The organism is Streptomyces sp. NPDC029292 (assembly GCF_055569295.1).
Genome location: NZ_JBVHXR010000016.1, coordinates 86,025 through 102,680, shown reverse-complemented (window position 1 = coordinate 102,680; position 16,656 = coordinate 86,025). Strand labels below are relative to the sequence as shown.

The following is a 16,656-nucleotide window of genomic DNA, read 5'->3' as shown; positions in this document are numbered from 1 at the left end:
TCAGCCCAGGCGGCGCGCCAGTGTCAGGGTGCGGTGGGCGCCCGCTACCACCGCCGCGTCGATGAAGCGGCCGTCGGGGAGGGCCTGGGCGCCCGGCTCGGTGGCGGCTGCCTTGATGATCGCCTCGGCGGTCTCGATCTCGTCCGGGGTGGGGAGGTAGGCCCGCTCGATGACCGGGAGCTGGCGGGGGTGGATGGCCGTGCGGCCGAGGAAGCCCAGGGCGCGGCCGTGGGCGCAGGAGGCGGCCAGGCCGTCGCGGTCGCGGATGTCCGGGTAGATGGACTGGGCCGGCGGGGCCAGACCGGCGGCGCGGGCGGCCAGGACCACGCGGGAGCGGGCCCAGTCCAGGCCCGCGTCCTCCCGTACCCCCAAGTCGGCCCGCAGGTCGGCCTCCCCCAGCGAGACACCGCGGAGCGCGCGGTGCGAGGACGCGATGGCGAAGGCCTGTTCCACGCCGAGGGCCGTCTCCAGGAGGGCGTACAGCGGGATCGCGCCTCCCTCGGAGGGGGTGGCGCCCTCCGCGACCCGTACGACGTCGGAGGGCGAGGTCACCTTGGGGAGGCGGAGACCGGCCAGCCCGGGGAGCGGCGCGAGCGTCTTGAGGTCGGCCGCCGCCAACGGGCCGTCCAGGGCGTTCACGCGGACGTGGACCGGGACCGGCGGCGGTTCGGAGAGGAGCTCCGCGGTGGCCGCGCGGGCGTACTCCTTGCGGTCCGGGGCGACCGCGTCCTCCAGGTCGACGAGGACGACGTCCGCGCCGGAGGCGAGGGCCTTGAGCACGACATCGGGGCGGTCTCCGGGGGCGTACAGCCACGTGAGGGGGAACGGCAGGGTGGTCACAGGGCGCCCTCGGCTCTCAGGCTGGTGATCTCGGGCTCCGTCAGGCCGAGTTCGGTCAGCACCGTCTCGGTGTCCGCGCCGTGCGGGCGGCCCGCCCAGTGGATCGCACCGGGGGTCGAGGAGAGCCGGAAGAGGACGTTCTGCATGCGCAGCGGGCCCAGTTCGGGATCGTCGATGGTGGTGATGGTGTCCAGGGCCTCGTATTGAGGGTCTGCCATCACGTCCCGCACGTCCTGGATGGGAGCCACCGCCGCCTCCGCCTTCTCGAAGGCGTCCAGGACCTCGGCGCGGGTGCGCCGGGCGATCCAGGCGCCCACCGCGTCGTCGAGGACGTCCGTGTGGCGCGCGCGGTCCGCGCCCGTCGCGAACCATGGCTCGGCGATCAGGTCCGGGCGGCCGACCAGCCGCATCACGCGTTCCGCGACCGACTGCGCCGAGGTCGAGACCGCGACCCAGGAGCCGTCCGCCGTGCGGTAGGTGTTGCGGGGCGCGTTGTTCGCGGAGCGGTTGCCGGTACGCGGCTGGACGTGGCCCAACTGGTCGTACCAGATGGGCTGCGGGCCGAGGACGGTCAGGATCGGTTCGATGATCGCCATGTCGATCACCTGGCCCTTGCCGGTGCGGTCGCGGGCGGTCAGGGCGGTCATCACGGCGTACGCCGTCGCCAGGCCCGCGATCGAGTCGGCCAGACCGAAGGGCGGGAGGGTCGGCGGGGCGTCCGGTTCGCCGGTGATCGCCGCGAAGCCGCTCATCGCCTCCGCGAGCGTGCCGAAGCCGGGGCGGTGCGCGTACGGGCCGAACTGGCCGAAGCCGGTGACCCGGGCGAGGACCAGCCGGGGGTTCGCGGCCGACAGCTCCTCCCAGCCCAGCTCCCATTTCTCCAGCGTGCCGGGGCGGAAGTTCTCGATGATGACGTCGGCCGTGGCGGCGAGGCGGAGGAGGGTCGTGCGGCCGCCGGGCTTCGACAGATCGAGCGTGATCGTGCGCTTGTTGCGGCCGAGGAGCTTCCACCACAGGCCGATGCCGTCCTTCGACGGGCCGTGCCCCCGGGAAGGGTCGGGCTTGGACGGATGCTCGACCTTGATGACCTCCGCGCCGAAGTCGCCGAGCATGGTGGCGGCGAGCGGTCCGGCGAAGAGGGTCGCGAGGTCGAGGACGCGCAGACCGGTCAGGGGGGCGTTTTCCGCGTGCGCTGTCATGAGCCGGCCTGGGTGTCGATCTCGGAGCGGTACGGCATCGAGGACGACGCCCCGGGCCGCTGCACCGACAGCGCGGCGGCGGCCGACGCCCACGCGAGCGCCTCCGGCATCTCCCGGCCCTCGCCGAGCGCCACCGCGAGGGTGCCGACGAAGGTGTCGCCCGCGCCGGTCGAGTCCACGGCGGTCACGCGGGGCGCGGGCACGGTGAGGGGCGCGGTGCCCCGGGCCGCGTACAGGCTGCCCGCCGCGCCCAGGGTGACGACGACTTCGGGGACTTGGTCGAGCAGTGCGGCGGCGGCCTCCCGGGGATCGGTGACGCCGGTGAGCGCGGCGGCCTCGTGCTCGTTGGGCACCAACAGGTCGATGACGGAGAGGAGTCGGGGCGGCAGGGGCTGGGCGGGGGAGGGGGTGAGGATCGTACGGACGCCGTGGCGGCGTGCGGCCTCCGCGCCCGCGAGGACCGCGTTCAGCGGGATCTCGAGCTGGAGCAGCAGTGCGTCGGCGGTGGCGATGAGGCCCTCGTCGCCGGGGGCGAGGGCGGTGACGGTGCCGTTCGCGCCGGGGATGACGACGATCGCGTTGCCGCCCTCGTCGTCCACGACGATGTGCGCGGTGCCGGACGGGCCCTCGGTGGTGCGCAGATGGTCGGTGTTCACGCCCGAGTGCTCCAGTGCGGACCGGAGCTGGCTGCCGAAGGCGTCCGCGCCCACCGCGCCGATCAGCGAGACGTCGGCGCCCGCGTGGGCCGCGGCCACCGCCTGGTTGGCGCCCTTGCCGCCGGGGGTCGTACGGAACTCCCGTCCCGTCACGGTCTCTCCGCGCTGCGGGGCCTTGGCGACGTACGCGACGAGGTCCATGTTCGTGCTGCCGAGTACGGCGATGTGGGTCATGGGCGACAGGTCTCCCGGTGCGTGAGAAGGGCGAGGGTGTCGAAGCCGATGCCGTTGAAGTCGGCGATCGAGGTGGCGAGTTGGTTCTTGAGGGGGGTGGTCCACCGGTCGGGGAGGGCGGTGGGGTCGCCCGCGAGCAGGCCCGCGATGCTTCCCGCGGTCGCGCCGTTCGAGTCCGTGTCCCAGCCGCCCGACACCGCGCGGCAGATGGAGCCGGTGAAGTCGCCGTCCGCGTGGGTCAGGGCGGCGGCGAGCAGGGCGGAGTTCGGGATGGCGTGGACCCAGTGGTAGGCGCGGTGGGTGGCGTGCAGTTCGTCGACGACGGTGTCGAAGTCATCGGTCGTACGGGCCAGTTGGACCGCGTGGTGGACCGCCTGGGCGAGGCGGGAGCCGGGCGGGACGACGCCGAGTCCGGTGCGGAGGCACTGGTGGACGTCGCTCGCTCCGGTGGCCGCCTCGGCGATCGTGGCCGCCGTGAACATCGCCGCGTAGACGCCGTTCGCCGTGTGGGTGAGGGTGGCGTCCCGGTGGGCCTGTTCCGCGGCGGCCGCCGGGTCGCCGGGGTTCGTCCAGCCGTGCACGTCCGCGCGGATCAGGGCGCCGATCCATTCGCGGAACGGGTTGCGGTGGCGGGCCGTGCGTGGGGGGTCGATGCCGGTGAGGAGGTTGCGGTAGGCGATGCGTTCCGCGGTGAACGTGCGGCCCGCGGGGAGTTCGTCCAGCCAGAGGCGGGCCACGTCCGTGGTGGTGAAGTCCCTGCCGTGGCGTTGCAGCAACAGGATGTTCAGCAGCGGGTAGTTGAGGTCGTCGTCCTCCGGCATGCCGTCGATGTTCTCGGCGAGGGAGGTGGGGGCGGAGCGTTTGTTCCACGGGTAGGCGTGGGTGAGTTCGGCGGGGAGGCCTCGCGCGGTGAACCAGGTGTGCAGGGGCCAGTTGCCGGTGGCGCGGGCGAGTTCTCGGATCCCTTGCAGGGGGAGCTTTTCTACGGGTTTGCCGAGAAGGCAACCTACTGCTCTGCCGAGCCAGGCGGCTTCCAGGCGGGCCTGGGTGGGGGCTGAGCCTGGGGTGGGGGCGCTTACCGGCGCTTGCGGGGTGCCGCCTCTCTTTGGGACGGGAGCCGCCCCAGCGGCACGATTGCCCGCAGGCGGTGAGGGCCAGTCCGAGCAGTGAGCCCTGACGCGTGCGAGGTCCGTGGGCTCGTGGTCCGCCAACTTGCTTGGTAGGTCCGCCAGTTCGTCCAGGAGGTCCTTCGCCAGTACGCGGAGGTACGGGGACGCCGGGGTCGCGGACGCGCCCGCGCGGAGGGGGGCCTCCGGGCCGCCCGCCGCGCGCCAGCGGGCCGCGACGGCCGAGGGGGCGCGGCCGTCCTGGGCCGCCTGGTGGAGTTCGTGGCCGAGGAGGTCCTCGGGCTGGACCCAGGTCAGGCGGAGCCCCGCCGCCGGCCCGTCGGCGCCGGTCATCGTGGGCCCGCCAGCACGGCGTACGCCGTCTCGTGGGCCTGCCTGCGGTGTACGTCCCTTTCGAAGATCTCCCGGGTCACTTCCGCGAGTGTCCTCGCCGGGGCGTCGAGGTCGAGGCGGCTCGACTCCGCGACCGTCTTCGCCCAGTCGTGGGGGACCGCGGAGCCGAGGGCGCCCGCGACGGCGCCGGCCATGGTGGCGATGGAGTCGCAGTCGCGGCCGTAGTTCACCGAGCCGAGGACGGCGTGCCGGTAGTCGCCGCCGGAGACCACCAACATGCCCAGGGCGATGGGGAGTTCCTCGATGGAGTGGAGGCGGGAGGGGCGGCGGGCGCCGAGGGACGGGACGCGGTAGTCGGGGCCCACGGTGTCGTAGGGGGTCACCGCTTCGCGTAGCGGGCCCAGCGCCGACTCGAAGTCCGTGTGGCGGGCGGCGACTTCGCAGACCGCCTCGATGGCCGACCGCGTGCCGTCCTTCGCCAGGGCCAGACAGGCGGCCACGACGGAGTCCGTGGTCGCCCCGGGTGCGCAGGCCGCCGCCACCGCCGCCGAGAAGATCCCCGCCGCCTCGCGGCCGTACGACGACTGGTGGGCGCCCGCGATGTCGAGCGCCTCGGCGTACGCGCCCGCCGGGTTCGCCGCGTTGACCAGGCCGACCGGGGCCATGTACATCGCGGCACCGCAGTTGACGATGTTGCCGACGCCTGCCTCGCGGGGGTCCACATGGCCGTAGTGGAGGCGGGCCACCAGCCATTTCTCCGCAAGGAAGATCCGCTGGAGGGGGAGGGCCTCGGCCTCCAGCTCGGGGATCCAGCGCGGGGTGCCCATGAGGTCGGGGACCAGGTGCTCGGCGACGGCGTACGCGTCGAGATGGTCGCGTACGGCGGCGTACACCCGTACCAGCGCATGGGTCATCAAGGTGTCGTCGGTGACGTGTCCGTCGCCCTTGTGGTACGGGGCGATGGGGCGGGCGGTGCGCCAGGCGTCGCCGTTCCAGGGGCCGACGATGCCATGCACACGGCCGCCGTGGCGTTCCACGATCTGTTCGGTGGTGTAGCCCTCGACCGGCCCGCCGAGAGCGTCGCCGACGGCGGCTCCGACGAGGGCCCCGGTGATCCGCTCTTCCAGGGTCCCTGTTCCTGTTCCTGACGTTGTACCTGGTTTTGCTCCTTTGGGCGTCATGCCCGAATCATCCCCCTGGTGGGGCCAGTTCCGTGGCTGCGAGCAACTCGGCGAGTTCCACCAGGTCGGTGCCGGTGAGACGGGGCAGGGCGCAGCCGGAGAGGGTGCGGCAGGCGTCGCGCCAGGCGGCGGGGATCGCGTCGCCGCCGCCGAGCGCGCCGGTGAGGGCGCCCGCGAGGGCGGGGGCCGAGTCGGCGACCCGGGACAGACACGCGGCGGCGGGCACCGCCTCGGCGATCCGGCCGCGCGCGGCGGTGGCGAGGGCCAGGGCGACGGGCACGGTTTCGGCTGCCGCGATGCCGTAGCTGTAGACGTGGTCGACGATCTGGTGCTCCAGCAGGGGGACGAGGGCGAAGGTGCCCTCGCTGTCGTGGGCGAGCTTGAGCGCGTGCCGGGTGTTGCGGCCGATCTCCGTCGACTCGGGGAGTTCGGCGAGGGCGGCGTCCACACAGGCGTCGACATCGGCACCGGCGAGGGCGAGTGCCAGCGCGGCGGCCATCGCGCGGGCGCCGTGCACGCCGTCGCCGTCCTGTGTGTAGCGGGCGTCGAACTCGGCGAGTTCCGCGGCGAGTCGGGGGTCGCCCGGGTGGGCCACGGCGAGCACACAGGCCCGTACGCAGGCCGCGTCGTCGAAGTAGTGCGGGTTGTCGTGGCCGGTGGCGGGCGGGCGCAGACCGGTGGCGAGGTTGCCGAGCCCGGCCCGTACCGAGATCCGGGCGCGCAGTGGGAGGAGGGCGGACTCGACCTCGGGGGCGCGTTCGGCCGCCGCGGCGACCTCGCTGGCGACGGCGCTCCACGACAGGTCGATGGACGCCCGCGTCCGCCTCTCCCGGCTCAGGTCCCCGAGCGCGGTGCCGTCTCCGGCCCGCAGCACGGCCTCCGCCGCGAACGCCGCCCACTCCGCGTCGTCGGACGGGCCGAGCCGCAGCGGCTCCGGCGGCTGGTTCAGCGCGATCGGCACGGGCAGCGTCGTGGTCTGGTTCTGCTCCGCGAACGTGTCCAGCTCGCGTGTCAGCCGCCGTGTCCACTCGGGCATGCGCGCGGCCCGGTGCCGGGCGGCGGGCCAGCCGGCGGCATCCCCCGCGGCGAGGCCGAGGAGGAGGCCTTCGATGCGGCGGGGGTGCGTGCGGGAGGTGCCCTCGGCGCGGGGCTCTGGCGCGCTGAGCTCTGCCGCAGGCTGTACCTCCGCACGAAGCACCTCCGTACGAAGCACCTCTGCATGAAGCACCTCTGTGTGAAGTACTTCTGGATGAAGTACCTCCGCACGAAGTAGCTCCTCGGGGAGCTCTGCCGTGTGGGGTTCCTGCGCGGAGGCGGCTCCCTCACCGGCTCCCTCTCCGGCCGCGTCCCCGACCAGGCCGGGCCTCACCCCCGCACCTCGTCGTCATCGGTGAGCCGCGCGTAGGCGTCCAGACCCGGGCGTACGTACTCATCCGGGTCGGGCACCACGTACGCGTCCAGATCGGGAAGTACGTAGTCGTCCGGGTCGGCAAGCGCGTACTCGTACGGGATGCGGGGGGCCCGCCACCCGCGCCCCGGATCCCGTACGACGCCCCCCGCCCCCCACTTTCCGTCGTCCCCCGGCACCAGCAGCTCCGCCACGTCCAGCACGTGGTGCCCCTCCATCGAGGGCAGGCAGCTGCCCCGCGCCGGGCCGATGGCCGCCGCCCAGGCGGCCGGGATCGCGGAGGCGCCGTGCGTCGCTCCCGCCAGCGCGCCCGCGACCGCGGCCGTGGTGTCGGCGTCGCGGCCCATGTTCACGGCCGTGAGCACGGACTCGGTGAAGGCGCCGTCGGCGGCCGCGTACGCGCCGAAGGCGAGGGCCACGGCCTCCGGGGCGAGGTCCGTCCAGGGGTAGCCGCCGATCACCACCGCCGAGCGGACCGCCCGCTCGCCCCCGTGGGCGACGGCGACCGCCCGGCGCAGCGAGCGGGCGGTCCAGGAGTCGTCCGGGATGACGGCGAGGGCCGAGGCGACGACGGCGATCGTCGGGGCGCCCGCCATCGCCGCCGCGACGCCCGCCGCCACCGCCTGGCCGCCGTAGATGCCCTCCCCGTCATGGCTCACCGAGCCGTCGATCGCCACCAGCCGCGCCGCCTCCGCCGGGCGGCCCGCCGCGAAGACGCCGAACGGGGCCGCGCGCATGGCCAGCCCGTCGCTCCACGCGTGCCGGTGCTGGGCGGAGATCGGCGCCGCGAGCCCCCGGCGCAGGTTCTCCAGCGTGCCCCGCTCGCTGAAGCCCGCGCCCCGGAACGGCCCCTCGTCCCGGTCCGCGATCCACTGGTGCCAGGCCGTCTCGACGTGGGCCACGGTGAGCGCCGAGCCGTGCCGGGCCAGCAGCAGCCCCGAGAAGATCGCGTACTCCGTGTCGTCCGTCCCGGCCGGATGCTCGGCGACGTACCCCGTGATCCGGCCCCACTTCGCACGGATCTCCGACGGCTTCATGTTCTCGGCGGGCGCGCCCAGCGCGTCCCCGACGGCGAGTCCGAGCAGCGCGCCGCGCGCCCGTTCGCGGAGATCGGCGGCGTCCCCGGGCGCCGGAACCGAGGGAATGCAGGCGATGGAAGCCATACGTGCCTCTCCTCTCAGGGCCCCTGCCACTGCGCGGAACTCGGCGCGCGGAACCCTCTGCGGATCTGTCCCACATTGGCGGTTTACAGGAGCGTCACGAGCCTCAGCGTCACCCGGTCGACATCTGTGCATGTCTCACTACGGATGAGCGTAGAAGCGCAAAGGTGCAGGTAAGCGCAGCCTTTCCTTGCTGGCGAGCAGGAAATTACCGGCGTACTTTCAGAGTTGTCGAAAAGTGGAAACAGTCCAATCAGGCACTCCGGGGGACACCGTCATGGCCATCATCGAGACCGAAGCGACACTGCACGAAGCGCACCGCGACAACCACACCCACCGTGATGTAAACGGTGGCTGGCTGCGCCCTGCCGTCTTCGGCGCGATGGACGGGCTCGTGTCCAACCTCGCCCTCATGACGGGTGTCGCCGGCGGGTCCGTCTCTCATCAGACCATCGTCATCACCGGCCTCGCGGGTCTCGCCGCCGGCGCCTTCTCGATGGCCGCGGGGGAGTACACCTCCGTCGCCTCGCAGCGCGAACTCGTCGAGGCCGAACTCGACGTGGAGCGGCGGGAGTTGCGCAAGCACCCGAAGGACGAGGAGCGGGAGCTGGCCGCGCTGTACGAGGCTCGTGGCGTCGAGCCCGAGCTGGCGCGCGAGGTCGCCAAGCAGCTCTCGCGCGACCCCGAGCAGGCCCTGGAGATCCACGCGCGCGAGGAGCTCGGCATAGACCCCGGCGACCTGCCCTCCCCGGCCGTCGCCGCCGTGTCCAGCTTCGGCTCGTTCGCGCTGGGCGCGCTCCTGCCCGTACTGCCGTTCCTGCTCGGCGCGACCGCCCTGTGGCCCGCGCTGCTGCTCGCGCTGATCGGGCTCTTCGCGTGCGGCGCGGTGGTGGCCAAGGTGACCGCGCGGTCCTGGTGGTTCAGCGGGCTGCGGCAGCTCGCTCTCGGTGGTGCCGCGGCGGGTGTGACGTACGTCCTGGGCAGTTTCTTCGGTACCGCCGTAGGATGATGCGCTGAGCACCTATGCATGGGACTGCATAAGTAGCCGTTACTCGGCGGTTTCGATTCCTTAACCACCGGGCATGAGCCGTAAGCGCCGCGGGCAATGACGCCTGCTCCGCATCACTCGTGGTGGGCGACGACGCCTGCCCCGAATCGGGCTGACGGCCACTGATCTGTCCGCTTAGGTCCCCTTAACTCCACCGCCGTGCGCGGTACCCCCGCCGCGACCCCGCGGTGTCCGCATGTTGGAACGCGGTATCCGGTTCCCGAGAATCGCTCCATCATGTAACCTGCGTGAAATTTTGCACCCCCAGCAGAGGGCCAACGTCGTCCCTCGGCAGATGTCATATGCCACGACGACGACGGGAGAGCCGATGCGTACGCCGCGCCAGCCGTCCCAGCACTCCACGAACGGCCAGAACTGGTCCTTCATGGATGCTCGCCCTGCTGCGCAGGGTATGTACGACCCCCGCAACGAGCACGACGCCTGTGGCGTCGGCTTTGTGGCCACCCTCACCGGCGAGGCGAGCCACGCGCTGGTCGAACAGGCGCTCACGGTTCTGCGCAACCTGGAGCACCGCGGTGCCACCGGCTCCGAGCCCGACTCGGGCGACGGCGCGGGCATCCTGTCCCAGGTTCCGGACGCCTTCTTCCGTGAGGTCACGGGCTTCGAACTGCCCGAGGCCGGCGCGTACGCAGTCGGTATCGCCTTCCTGCCCGAGGACGGCACCGACGCCGCTGTCTCACAGATCGAGACGATCGCCGCCGGCGAGGGCCTCACCGTCCTCGGCTGGCGCGAGGTGCCTGTTGCCCCCGAGCTCCTTGGCGCCACCGCCCGCTCGACGATGCCCGTCTTCCGCCAGGTCTTCGTGACCGACGGCTCCGCGGTTCCTTCGACGGATATCGCCCTCGACCGCAAGGCCTTCGTGCTGCGCAAGCGCGCCGAGCGCGAGGTCGGCGTGTACTTCCCGTCACTCTCCGCGCGCACGATCGTCTACAAGGGCATGCTGACCACCGGCCAGCTGGAGCCCTTCTTCCCGGACCTGTCCGACCGCCGCTTCGCCTCCGCGATCGCGCTCGTGCACTCCCGGTTCTCCACGAACACCTTCCCGAGCTGGCCGCTCGCCCACCCGTACCGCTTCGTCGCGCACAACGGCGAGATCAACACGGTCAAGGGCAACCGCAACTGGATGCGCGCCCGCGAGTCCCAGCTCGTCTCCGACCTCTTCGGCGACAAGGGCCTGGAGCGGATCTTCCCGGTCTGCACGCCCGACGCCTCCGACTCGGCCTCCTTCGACGAGGTGCTCGAACTCCTGCACCTCGGCGGCCGTTCGCTCCCGCACTCCGTGCTGATGATGATCCCGGAGGCGTGGGAGAACCACGACTCCATGGACCCGGCCCGGCGCGCCTTCTACCAGTTCCACTCCACGATGATGGAGCCCTGGGACGGCCCGGCCTGTGTCACCTTCACCGACGGCACCCAGGTCGGCGCGGTCCTCGACCGCAACGGTCTGCGCCCCGGCCGCTACTGGGTCACCGACGAGGGCCTCGTCGTCCTCGGCTCCGAGGTCGGCGTCCTCGACATCGACCCCGCGAAGGTCGTCCGCAAGGGCCGCCTGCAGCCCGGCAAGATGTTCCTCGTCGACACCGCCGAGCACCGCATCATCGAGGACGACGAGATCAAGGCCGGCCTCACCGCCGAGAAGCCGTACGCGGAGTGGCTGGAAGCCGGCGAGATCGAGCTCTCCGACCTCCCCGAGCGCGAGCACATCGTGCACACCCACGCCTCGGTCACCCGCCGCCAGCAGACCTTCGGCTACACCGAGGAAGAGCTGCGCGTCATCCTCGCGCCGATGGCCAAGACCAGCGGTGAGCCGCTGGGCTCCATGGGCACGGACTCGCCGATCGCGGCCCTGTCCGAGCGCCCGCGCCTGCTCTTCGACTACTTCACCCAGCTGTTCGCGCAGGTCACCAACCCGCCGCTGGACGCCATCCGCGAAGAGCTGGTCACCTCGCTGCGTTCCTCGCTGGGCCCGCAGGGCAACCTGCTCGAGCCGACGGCCGCTTCCTGTCGTAGCGTCACCCTGCCCTTCCCGGTGATCGACAACGACGAGCTGGCCAAGCTCATCCACATCAACGCCGACGGCGACATGCCGGGCATGAAGGCCGCGACGCTGTCCGGCCTGTACCGGGTCTCCGGCGGCGGCGACTCGCTGGCCGCGCGGATCGAGGAGATCTGCGCCGAGGCCGACGCCGCCATCGACAACGGCGCGCGTCTGATCGTCCTGTCGGACCGCCACTCGGACGCCGAGCACGCGCCGATCCCGTCGCTGCTGCTCACCGCGGCCGTCCACCACCACCTCATCCGCACCAAGCAGCGCACCCAGGTGGGCCTGCTGGTCGAGGCGGGCGACGTCCGCGAGGTCCACCACGTGGCCCTCCTCATCGGCTTCGGCGCCGCGGCCGTCAACCCGTACCTCGCGATGGAGTCCGTCGAGGACCTCGTCCGCGCGGGCACCTTCCTGCAGGGCATCGAGCCCGAGCAGGCCATCCGCAACCTGATCTACGCGCTCGGCAAGGGCGTCCTCAAGGTCATGTCCAAGATGGGCATCTCGACCGTCGCCTCCTACCGCGGCGCCCAGGTCTTCGAGGCCGTCGGTCTCGAGACGGCCTTCGTCGAGAAGTACTTCAACGGCACGGCGACGAAGATCGGCGGCGCCGGTCTCGACGTCATCGCCAAGGAGGTCGCCGCCCGCCACGCCAAGGCCTACCCGGCCTCCGGCATCGCGCCCGCGCACCGCGCCCTCGACATAGGCGGCGAGTACCAGTGGCGCCGTGAGGGTGAGCCGCACCTGTTCGACCCGGAGACGGTCTTCCGCCTCCAGCACTCGACGCGCTCCGGCAGCTACGACATCTTCAAGAAGTACACGCACCGCGTGAACGAGCAGTCCGAGCGGCTGATGACGCTCCGCGGCCTGTTCGGCTTCAAGTCGGACCGCCCCTCGATCTCCATCGACGAGGTCGAGCCCGTCAGCGAGATCGTGAAGCGCTTCTCCACCGGCGCCATGTCGTACGGCTCCATCTCCAAGGAGGCGCACGAGACCCTCGCCATCGCCATGAACCAGTTGGGCGGCAAGTCCAACACCGGTGAGGGCGGCGAGGACGCGGACCGTCTCTACGACCCCGCGCGCCGTTCGTCCATCAAGCAGGTCGCCTCCGGCCGCTTCGGTGTGACCTCGGAGTACCTGGTCAACGCGGACGACATCCAGATCAAGATGGCGCAGGGTGCCAAGCCCGGCGAGGGCGGCCAGCTGCCCGGCCACAAGGTGTACCCCTGGGTCGCCAAGACCCGGCACAGCACCCCCGGGGTGGGCCTCATCTCCCCGCCGCCGCACCACGACATCTACTCCATCGAGGACCTGGCTCAGCTGATCCACGACCTCAAGAACGCCAACCCGCAGGCCCGCATCCACGTGAAGCTGGTCTCCGAGGTCGGCGTCGGCACGGTCGCCGCGGGTGTCTCCAAGGCGCACGCGGACGTCGTCCTCATCTCGGGTCACGACGGTGGTACGGGCGCCTCGCCGCTGACCTCGCTCAAGCACGCCGGTGGTCCCTGGGAGCTCGGCCTCGCCGAGACCCAGCAGACGCTGCTGCTCAACGGCCTGCGCGACCGCATCGTCGTGCAGACCGACGGCCAGCTGAAGACCGGCCGTGACGTCGTCATCGCCGCGCTCCTCGGCGCCGAGGAGTTCGGTTTCGCGACCGCGCCGCTCGTCGTCTCCGGCTGCGTCATGATGCGCGTCTGCCACCTGGACACCTGCCCCGTCGGTATCGCCACCCAGAACCCGGTGCTCCGCGACCGGTTCGCCGGCAAGGCCGAGTACGTCGTGAACTTCTTCAAGTTCATCGCCGAAGAGGTCCGCGAGATCCTCGCCGAGCTGGGCTTCCGCACCATCGAGGAGGCCGTCGGCCACGCCGAGAACCTCGACGTGGCGCGGGCGATCAGCCACTGGAAGGCGCAGGGCCTGGACCTGTCCCCGCTCTTCTACGTGCCGGAGCTGCCCGAGGGCACCCCGCTGCACCAGGTCGTCGAGCAGGACCACGGCCTGGAGAAGGCGCTCGACAACGAGCTGATCAAGCTCGCCGCCGACGCGCTGGCCGCCGGCTCCGCGACCGACGCCCAGCCGGTCCGCGCCCAGGTCGCCATCCGCAACATCAACCGCACGGTCGGCACCATGCTCGGCCACGAGGTGACGAAGAAGTTCGGTGGCGCGGGCCTGCCCGACGACACCATCGACATCACCTTCACCGGTTCCGCGGGCCAGTCCTTCGGCGCCTTCCTGCCGCGCGGTGTGACCCTCCGTCTCGAGGGCGACGCCAACGACTACGTCGGCAAGGGCCTCTCCGGCGGCCGGGTGATCGTCCGTCCCGACCGGGGCGCCGACCACCTCGCCGAGTACTCGACGATCGCGGGCAACACCATCGCGTACGGCGCGACCGGCGGCGAGCTCTTCCTGCGCGGCCGCACCGGCGAGCGCTTCTGCGTCCGCAACTCCGGCGCGACGGTGGTCTCCGAGGGCGTGGGTGACCACGGCTGCGAGTACATGACCGGCGGTCACGCGGTGGTCCTCGGCGAGACGGGCCGCAACTTCGCGGCCGGTATGTCGGGTGGCGTCGCGTACGTCATCGACCTGAACCGCGACAACGTCAACGTCGGCAACGTGGGCGCCGTCGAGGAGCTCGACGACACCGACAAGCAGTGGCTGCACGACGTGGTGCGCCGCCACCAGGAGGAGACCGGCTCGACCGTCGCCGAGAAGCTCCTGGCCGAGTGGGACACCGCCGTGGACCGCTTCAGCAAGATCATCCCCAGCACGTACAAGGCAGTGCTCGCCGCCAAGGACGCCGCCGAGCGAGCCGGACTCAACGAGTCCGAGATCACCGAGAAGATGATGGAGGCGGCGACCAATGGCTGATCCCAAGGGCTTTTTGAACCACGGCCGCGAGGTCGCCAAGACCCGCCCGGTCGGCGAGCGTCTCAAGGACTGGAACGAGGTCTACGTTCCGGGCTCGCTGCTCCCCATCATCAGCAAGCAGGCCAGCCGCTGCATGGACTGCGGTATCCCGTTCTGTCACAACGGCTGTCCGCTGGGGAACCTGATCCCCGAGTGGAACGACTACGCGTACCGCGAGGACTGGTCCGCCGCCTCGGAGCGCCTGCACGCGACGAACAACTTCCCGGAGTTCACCGGCCGTCTGTGCCCGGCCCCTTGTGAGTCCGCGTGCGTGCTGGGCATCAACCAGCCCGCCGTGACCATCAAGAACGTCGAAGTCTCGATCATCGACAAGGCGTGGGACACGGGCGATGTCGCCCCGCAGATCCCCGAGCGCCTGTCGGGCAAGACGGTCGCGGTCATCGGCTCGGGCCCGGCGGGTCTCGCCGCCGCCCAGCAGCTGACGCGGGCCGGTCACACGGTCGCCGTGTACGAGCGCGCGGACCGCGTCGGCGGCCTGCTCCGCTACGGCATCCCCGAGTTCAAGATGGAGAAGCGGCACATCAACCGCCGTATCGAGCAGATGCGCGCGGAGGGCACCCGCTTCCGTACGGGCATCGAGATCGGCCGCGACCTCAAGGCGACGGACCTGCGCAAGCGGTACGACGCCGTGGTCATCGCCGCCGGTGCGACGACCGCGCGTGACCTCCCGGTCCCCGGCCGCGAGCTCAAGGGCATCCACCAGGCCATGGAGTACCTGCCGCTGGCCAACAAGGTCCAGGAGGGCGACTACGTGGCGCCCCCGATCACGGCCGAGGGCAAGCACGTCGTGGTCATCGGCGGCGGCGACACGGGCGCGGACTGCGTGGGCACCGCCCACCGCCAGGGCGCGGCCTCGGTCACGCAGCTGGAGATCATGCCGCGTCCGGGCGAGGAGCGGAACCCGGGCCAGCCCTGGCCGACCTTCCCGATGCTGTACAAGGTCACCTCCGCGCACGAGGAGGGCGGCGAGCGGGTCTACTCCGTCAACACCACCCACTTCGAGGGCGACGAGGACGGCAACGTCCAGTGGCTGCACCTCACCGAGGTCGAGTTCATCGACGGCAAGCTGACCCCGAAGCCGGGCACGGAGCGCAAGATCCCCGCCCAGCTGGTGACGCTGGCCATGGGCTTCACCGGCACCGACGTCGAGAACGGTCTGGTCTCCCAGTTCGGCCTGGAGCTCGACGCGCGCGGCAACATCGCCCGCGACGCCGAGTTCGCGACGAACGTCACCGGCGTCTACGTCGCCGGTGACGCGGGCCGCGGCCAGTCCCTCATCGTCTGGGCCATCGCGGAGGGCCGCTCGGCCGCCCGCGGGGTCGACCGCTTCCTCACGGGCGCGAGCGACCTGCCGGCCCCGATCCGTCCGACGGACCGCTCGCTGATGGTCTGAGGGCCCCGGTGATCTGACGCTCCACCCCAACAGACGTCCCGTACAACGGCGTACGGAACTGAACGCGGCGCCTGCCTAGTCCCCGACCGGACGTTGGCGGGCGCCGTGGTGCGTCACGGTACGGACAGCACCTCGTACGGGCGCTGCTCCGCCGGAAAGTCCCTAGACCGCGCCGCCCGTCAGCGCGGAGGCCTTCCCCACCGCCAGGATCACCAGGAGCACCAGGAGGCCCGCGCACGCCGCTGCCTGCACCGGGGTGCGGCGGCGGTCGCGGGGTGCGTACGCGTAGGCGAGGGTGACCGCGCCGCCCGCCAGCAGGCCGCCCAGGTGGCCCTGCCAGGAGGTGAAGGCCGCGGAGACCATCAGCCACAGCAGCAGGCTCCCCATGAGACGGTTGACGCCGCGCATGTCCGCGCCCAGCCGCCGGGCCATGACGTAGTAGGCGGCACCCAGTCCGAAGATCGCGCCCGACGCGCCGAGCGTGGGGGTGTCCGGCGCGGTCAGCAGCACGAGGACCGAGCCGCCGAGTGCCGACAGCAGATACAGGGCGATATAGCGGACCCGGCCGAGCTGGGCCTCCACGACCCGGCCCAGGTTCCACAGCGAGACCATGTTCATCACGATGTGCAGGATCCCGAACGTGCCCTCGGTAGGCGGCAGATGGAGGAACGCACCGGTCAGCAGCCGGTACCACTCGCCGTCGACGACCCCCTCCGGGTGGTAGCCCGCCGGGTACGTGTCCTGCCACATGTAGTGCCCGCCGTCCGGCCCGGCCAGCCCGGCGCCCAGCATCTCGAACCGGTCCACCACCGACGAACGCACCAGCTCGGCCAGGTAGGCCAGCACGTTGAGACCGATCAGTACGTACGTCACCACGGGCGTCGTCGCGATCCGGCCACCGAAGACCGTGCGGGCCTGCCGGACCGACCGCGCGCCCTCCTTCACGCACTCCACGCACTGGTGACCCACGGACGCCTCGCGCATGCAGTCCGGACATATGTAGCGCTCGCACCGGGTGCAGCGCACATGGGACTCCACCTTGGGGTGGCGATAGCAGGTGGTGACGGTGGACTCGGACTCCACGGCC

The 16,656-nt window shown here is 71.8% G+C and carries 11 protein-coding genes; 3 read left to right on the top strand and 8 right to left on the bottom strand.

The features are described from left to right. The 7 genes from ACZ4WS_RS30845 to ACZ4WS_RS30815 all read right to left on the bottom strand — a co-directional run bounded on the left by ACZ4WS_RS30845 (window position 1) and on the right by ACZ4WS_RS30815 (window position 8,141). Window positions 1-840 (bottom strand): HpcH/HpaI aldolase/citrate lyase family protein, encoded by an 840-nt coding sequence (locus tag ACZ4WS_RS30845; RefSeq protein WP_467985621.1) that lies wholly within the window; start codon window positions 838-840, stop codon window positions 1-3. Then, window positions 837-2,039: a CaiB/BaiF CoA transferase family protein gene (locus tag ACZ4WS_RS30840; protein ID WP_467985619.1), complete on the bottom strand. Its 1,203-nt coding sequence runs from the start codon at window positions 2,037-2,039 to the stop codon at window positions 837-839. Before ACZ4WS_RS30840 ends, ACZ4WS_RS30845 begins: the two co-directional genes overlap by 4 nt. Further along, window positions 2,036-2,929: a ribokinase gene (gene rbsK / locus ACZ4WS_RS30835; RefSeq protein ID WP_467985617.1), complete on the bottom strand. Its 894-nt coding sequence runs from the start codon at window positions 2,927-2,929 to the stop codon at window positions 2,036-2,038. The genes ACZ4WS_RS30840 and rbsK overlap by 4 nt, the downstream gene beginning before the upstream one ends. Then, entirely contained in the window at window positions 2,926-4,389 is a 1,464-nt protein-coding gene (locus ACZ4WS_RS30830) for an ADP-ribosylglycohydrolase family protein (protein WP_467985616.1), read from the bottom strand. The genes rbsK and ACZ4WS_RS30830 overlap by 4 nt, the downstream gene beginning before the upstream one ends. After that, window positions 4,386-5,570: an ADP-ribosylglycohydrolase family protein gene (locus tag ACZ4WS_RS30825; protein WP_467985614.1), complete on the bottom strand. Its 1,185-nt coding sequence runs from the start codon at window positions 5,568-5,570 to the stop codon at window positions 4,386-4,388. Before ACZ4WS_RS30825 ends, ACZ4WS_RS30830 begins: the two co-directional genes overlap by 4 nt. 7 nt (window positions 5,571-5,577) lie before the next feature. Further along, window positions 5,578-6,681 carry an ADP-ribosylglycohydrolase family protein gene (locus ACZ4WS_RS30820; RefSeq protein WP_467985898.1) on the bottom strand — a complete coding sequence of 368 codons (1,104 nt, stop codon included), beginning with the start codon at window positions 6,679-6,681 and terminating at the stop codon, window positions 5,578-5,580. Window positions 6,682-6,935: 254 nt separating this feature from the next. Further along, window positions 6,936-8,141 (bottom strand): ADP-ribosylglycohydrolase family protein, encoded by a 1,206-nt coding sequence (locus ACZ4WS_RS30815; RefSeq protein WP_467985612.1) that lies wholly within the window; start codon window positions 8,139-8,141, stop codon window positions 6,936-6,938. Between the two features lie 274 nt (window positions 8,142-8,415). Between ACZ4WS_RS30815 and ACZ4WS_RS30810 the strand changes: the two genes are divergently transcribed. The 3 genes from ACZ4WS_RS30810 (at window position 8,416) to ACZ4WS_RS30800 (ending at window position 15,569) form a co-directional block, all read left to right on the top strand. Next, window positions 8,416-9,147, top strand: coding sequence for a VIT1/CCC1 transporter family protein (locus ACZ4WS_RS30810; RefSeq protein ID WP_467985609.1), 732 nt, complete (start codon window positions 8,416-8,418; stop codon window positions 9,145-9,147). A 367-nt stretch (window positions 9,148-9,514) separates the two neighbouring features. Next, complete coding sequence (gltB, locus tag ACZ4WS_RS30805) at window positions 9,515-14,116, top strand: glutamate synthase large subunit (RefSeq protein ID WP_467985607.1); 4,602 nt, start codon at window positions 9,515-9,517, stop codon at window positions 14,114-14,116. Next, on the top strand, window positions 14,109-15,569 hold the full coding sequence (locus ACZ4WS_RS30800) for a glutamate synthase subunit beta (RefSeq protein ID WP_467985605.1): 1,461 nt from the start codon (window positions 14,109-14,111) through the stop codon (window positions 15,567-15,569). Before gltB ends, ACZ4WS_RS30800 begins: the two co-directional genes overlap by 8 nt. Before the next feature lie 162 nt (window positions 15,570-15,731). Here ACZ4WS_RS30800 and ACZ4WS_RS30795 read toward each other — a convergent pair whose 3' ends face one another. Continuing rightward, window positions 15,732-16,652, bottom strand: coding sequence for a rhomboid family intramembrane serine protease (locus ACZ4WS_RS30795; RefSeq protein ID WP_467985603.1), 921 nt, complete (start codon window positions 16,650-16,652; stop codon window positions 15,732-15,734). Between the last annotated feature and the right edge of the window lie 4 nt (window positions 16,653-16,656).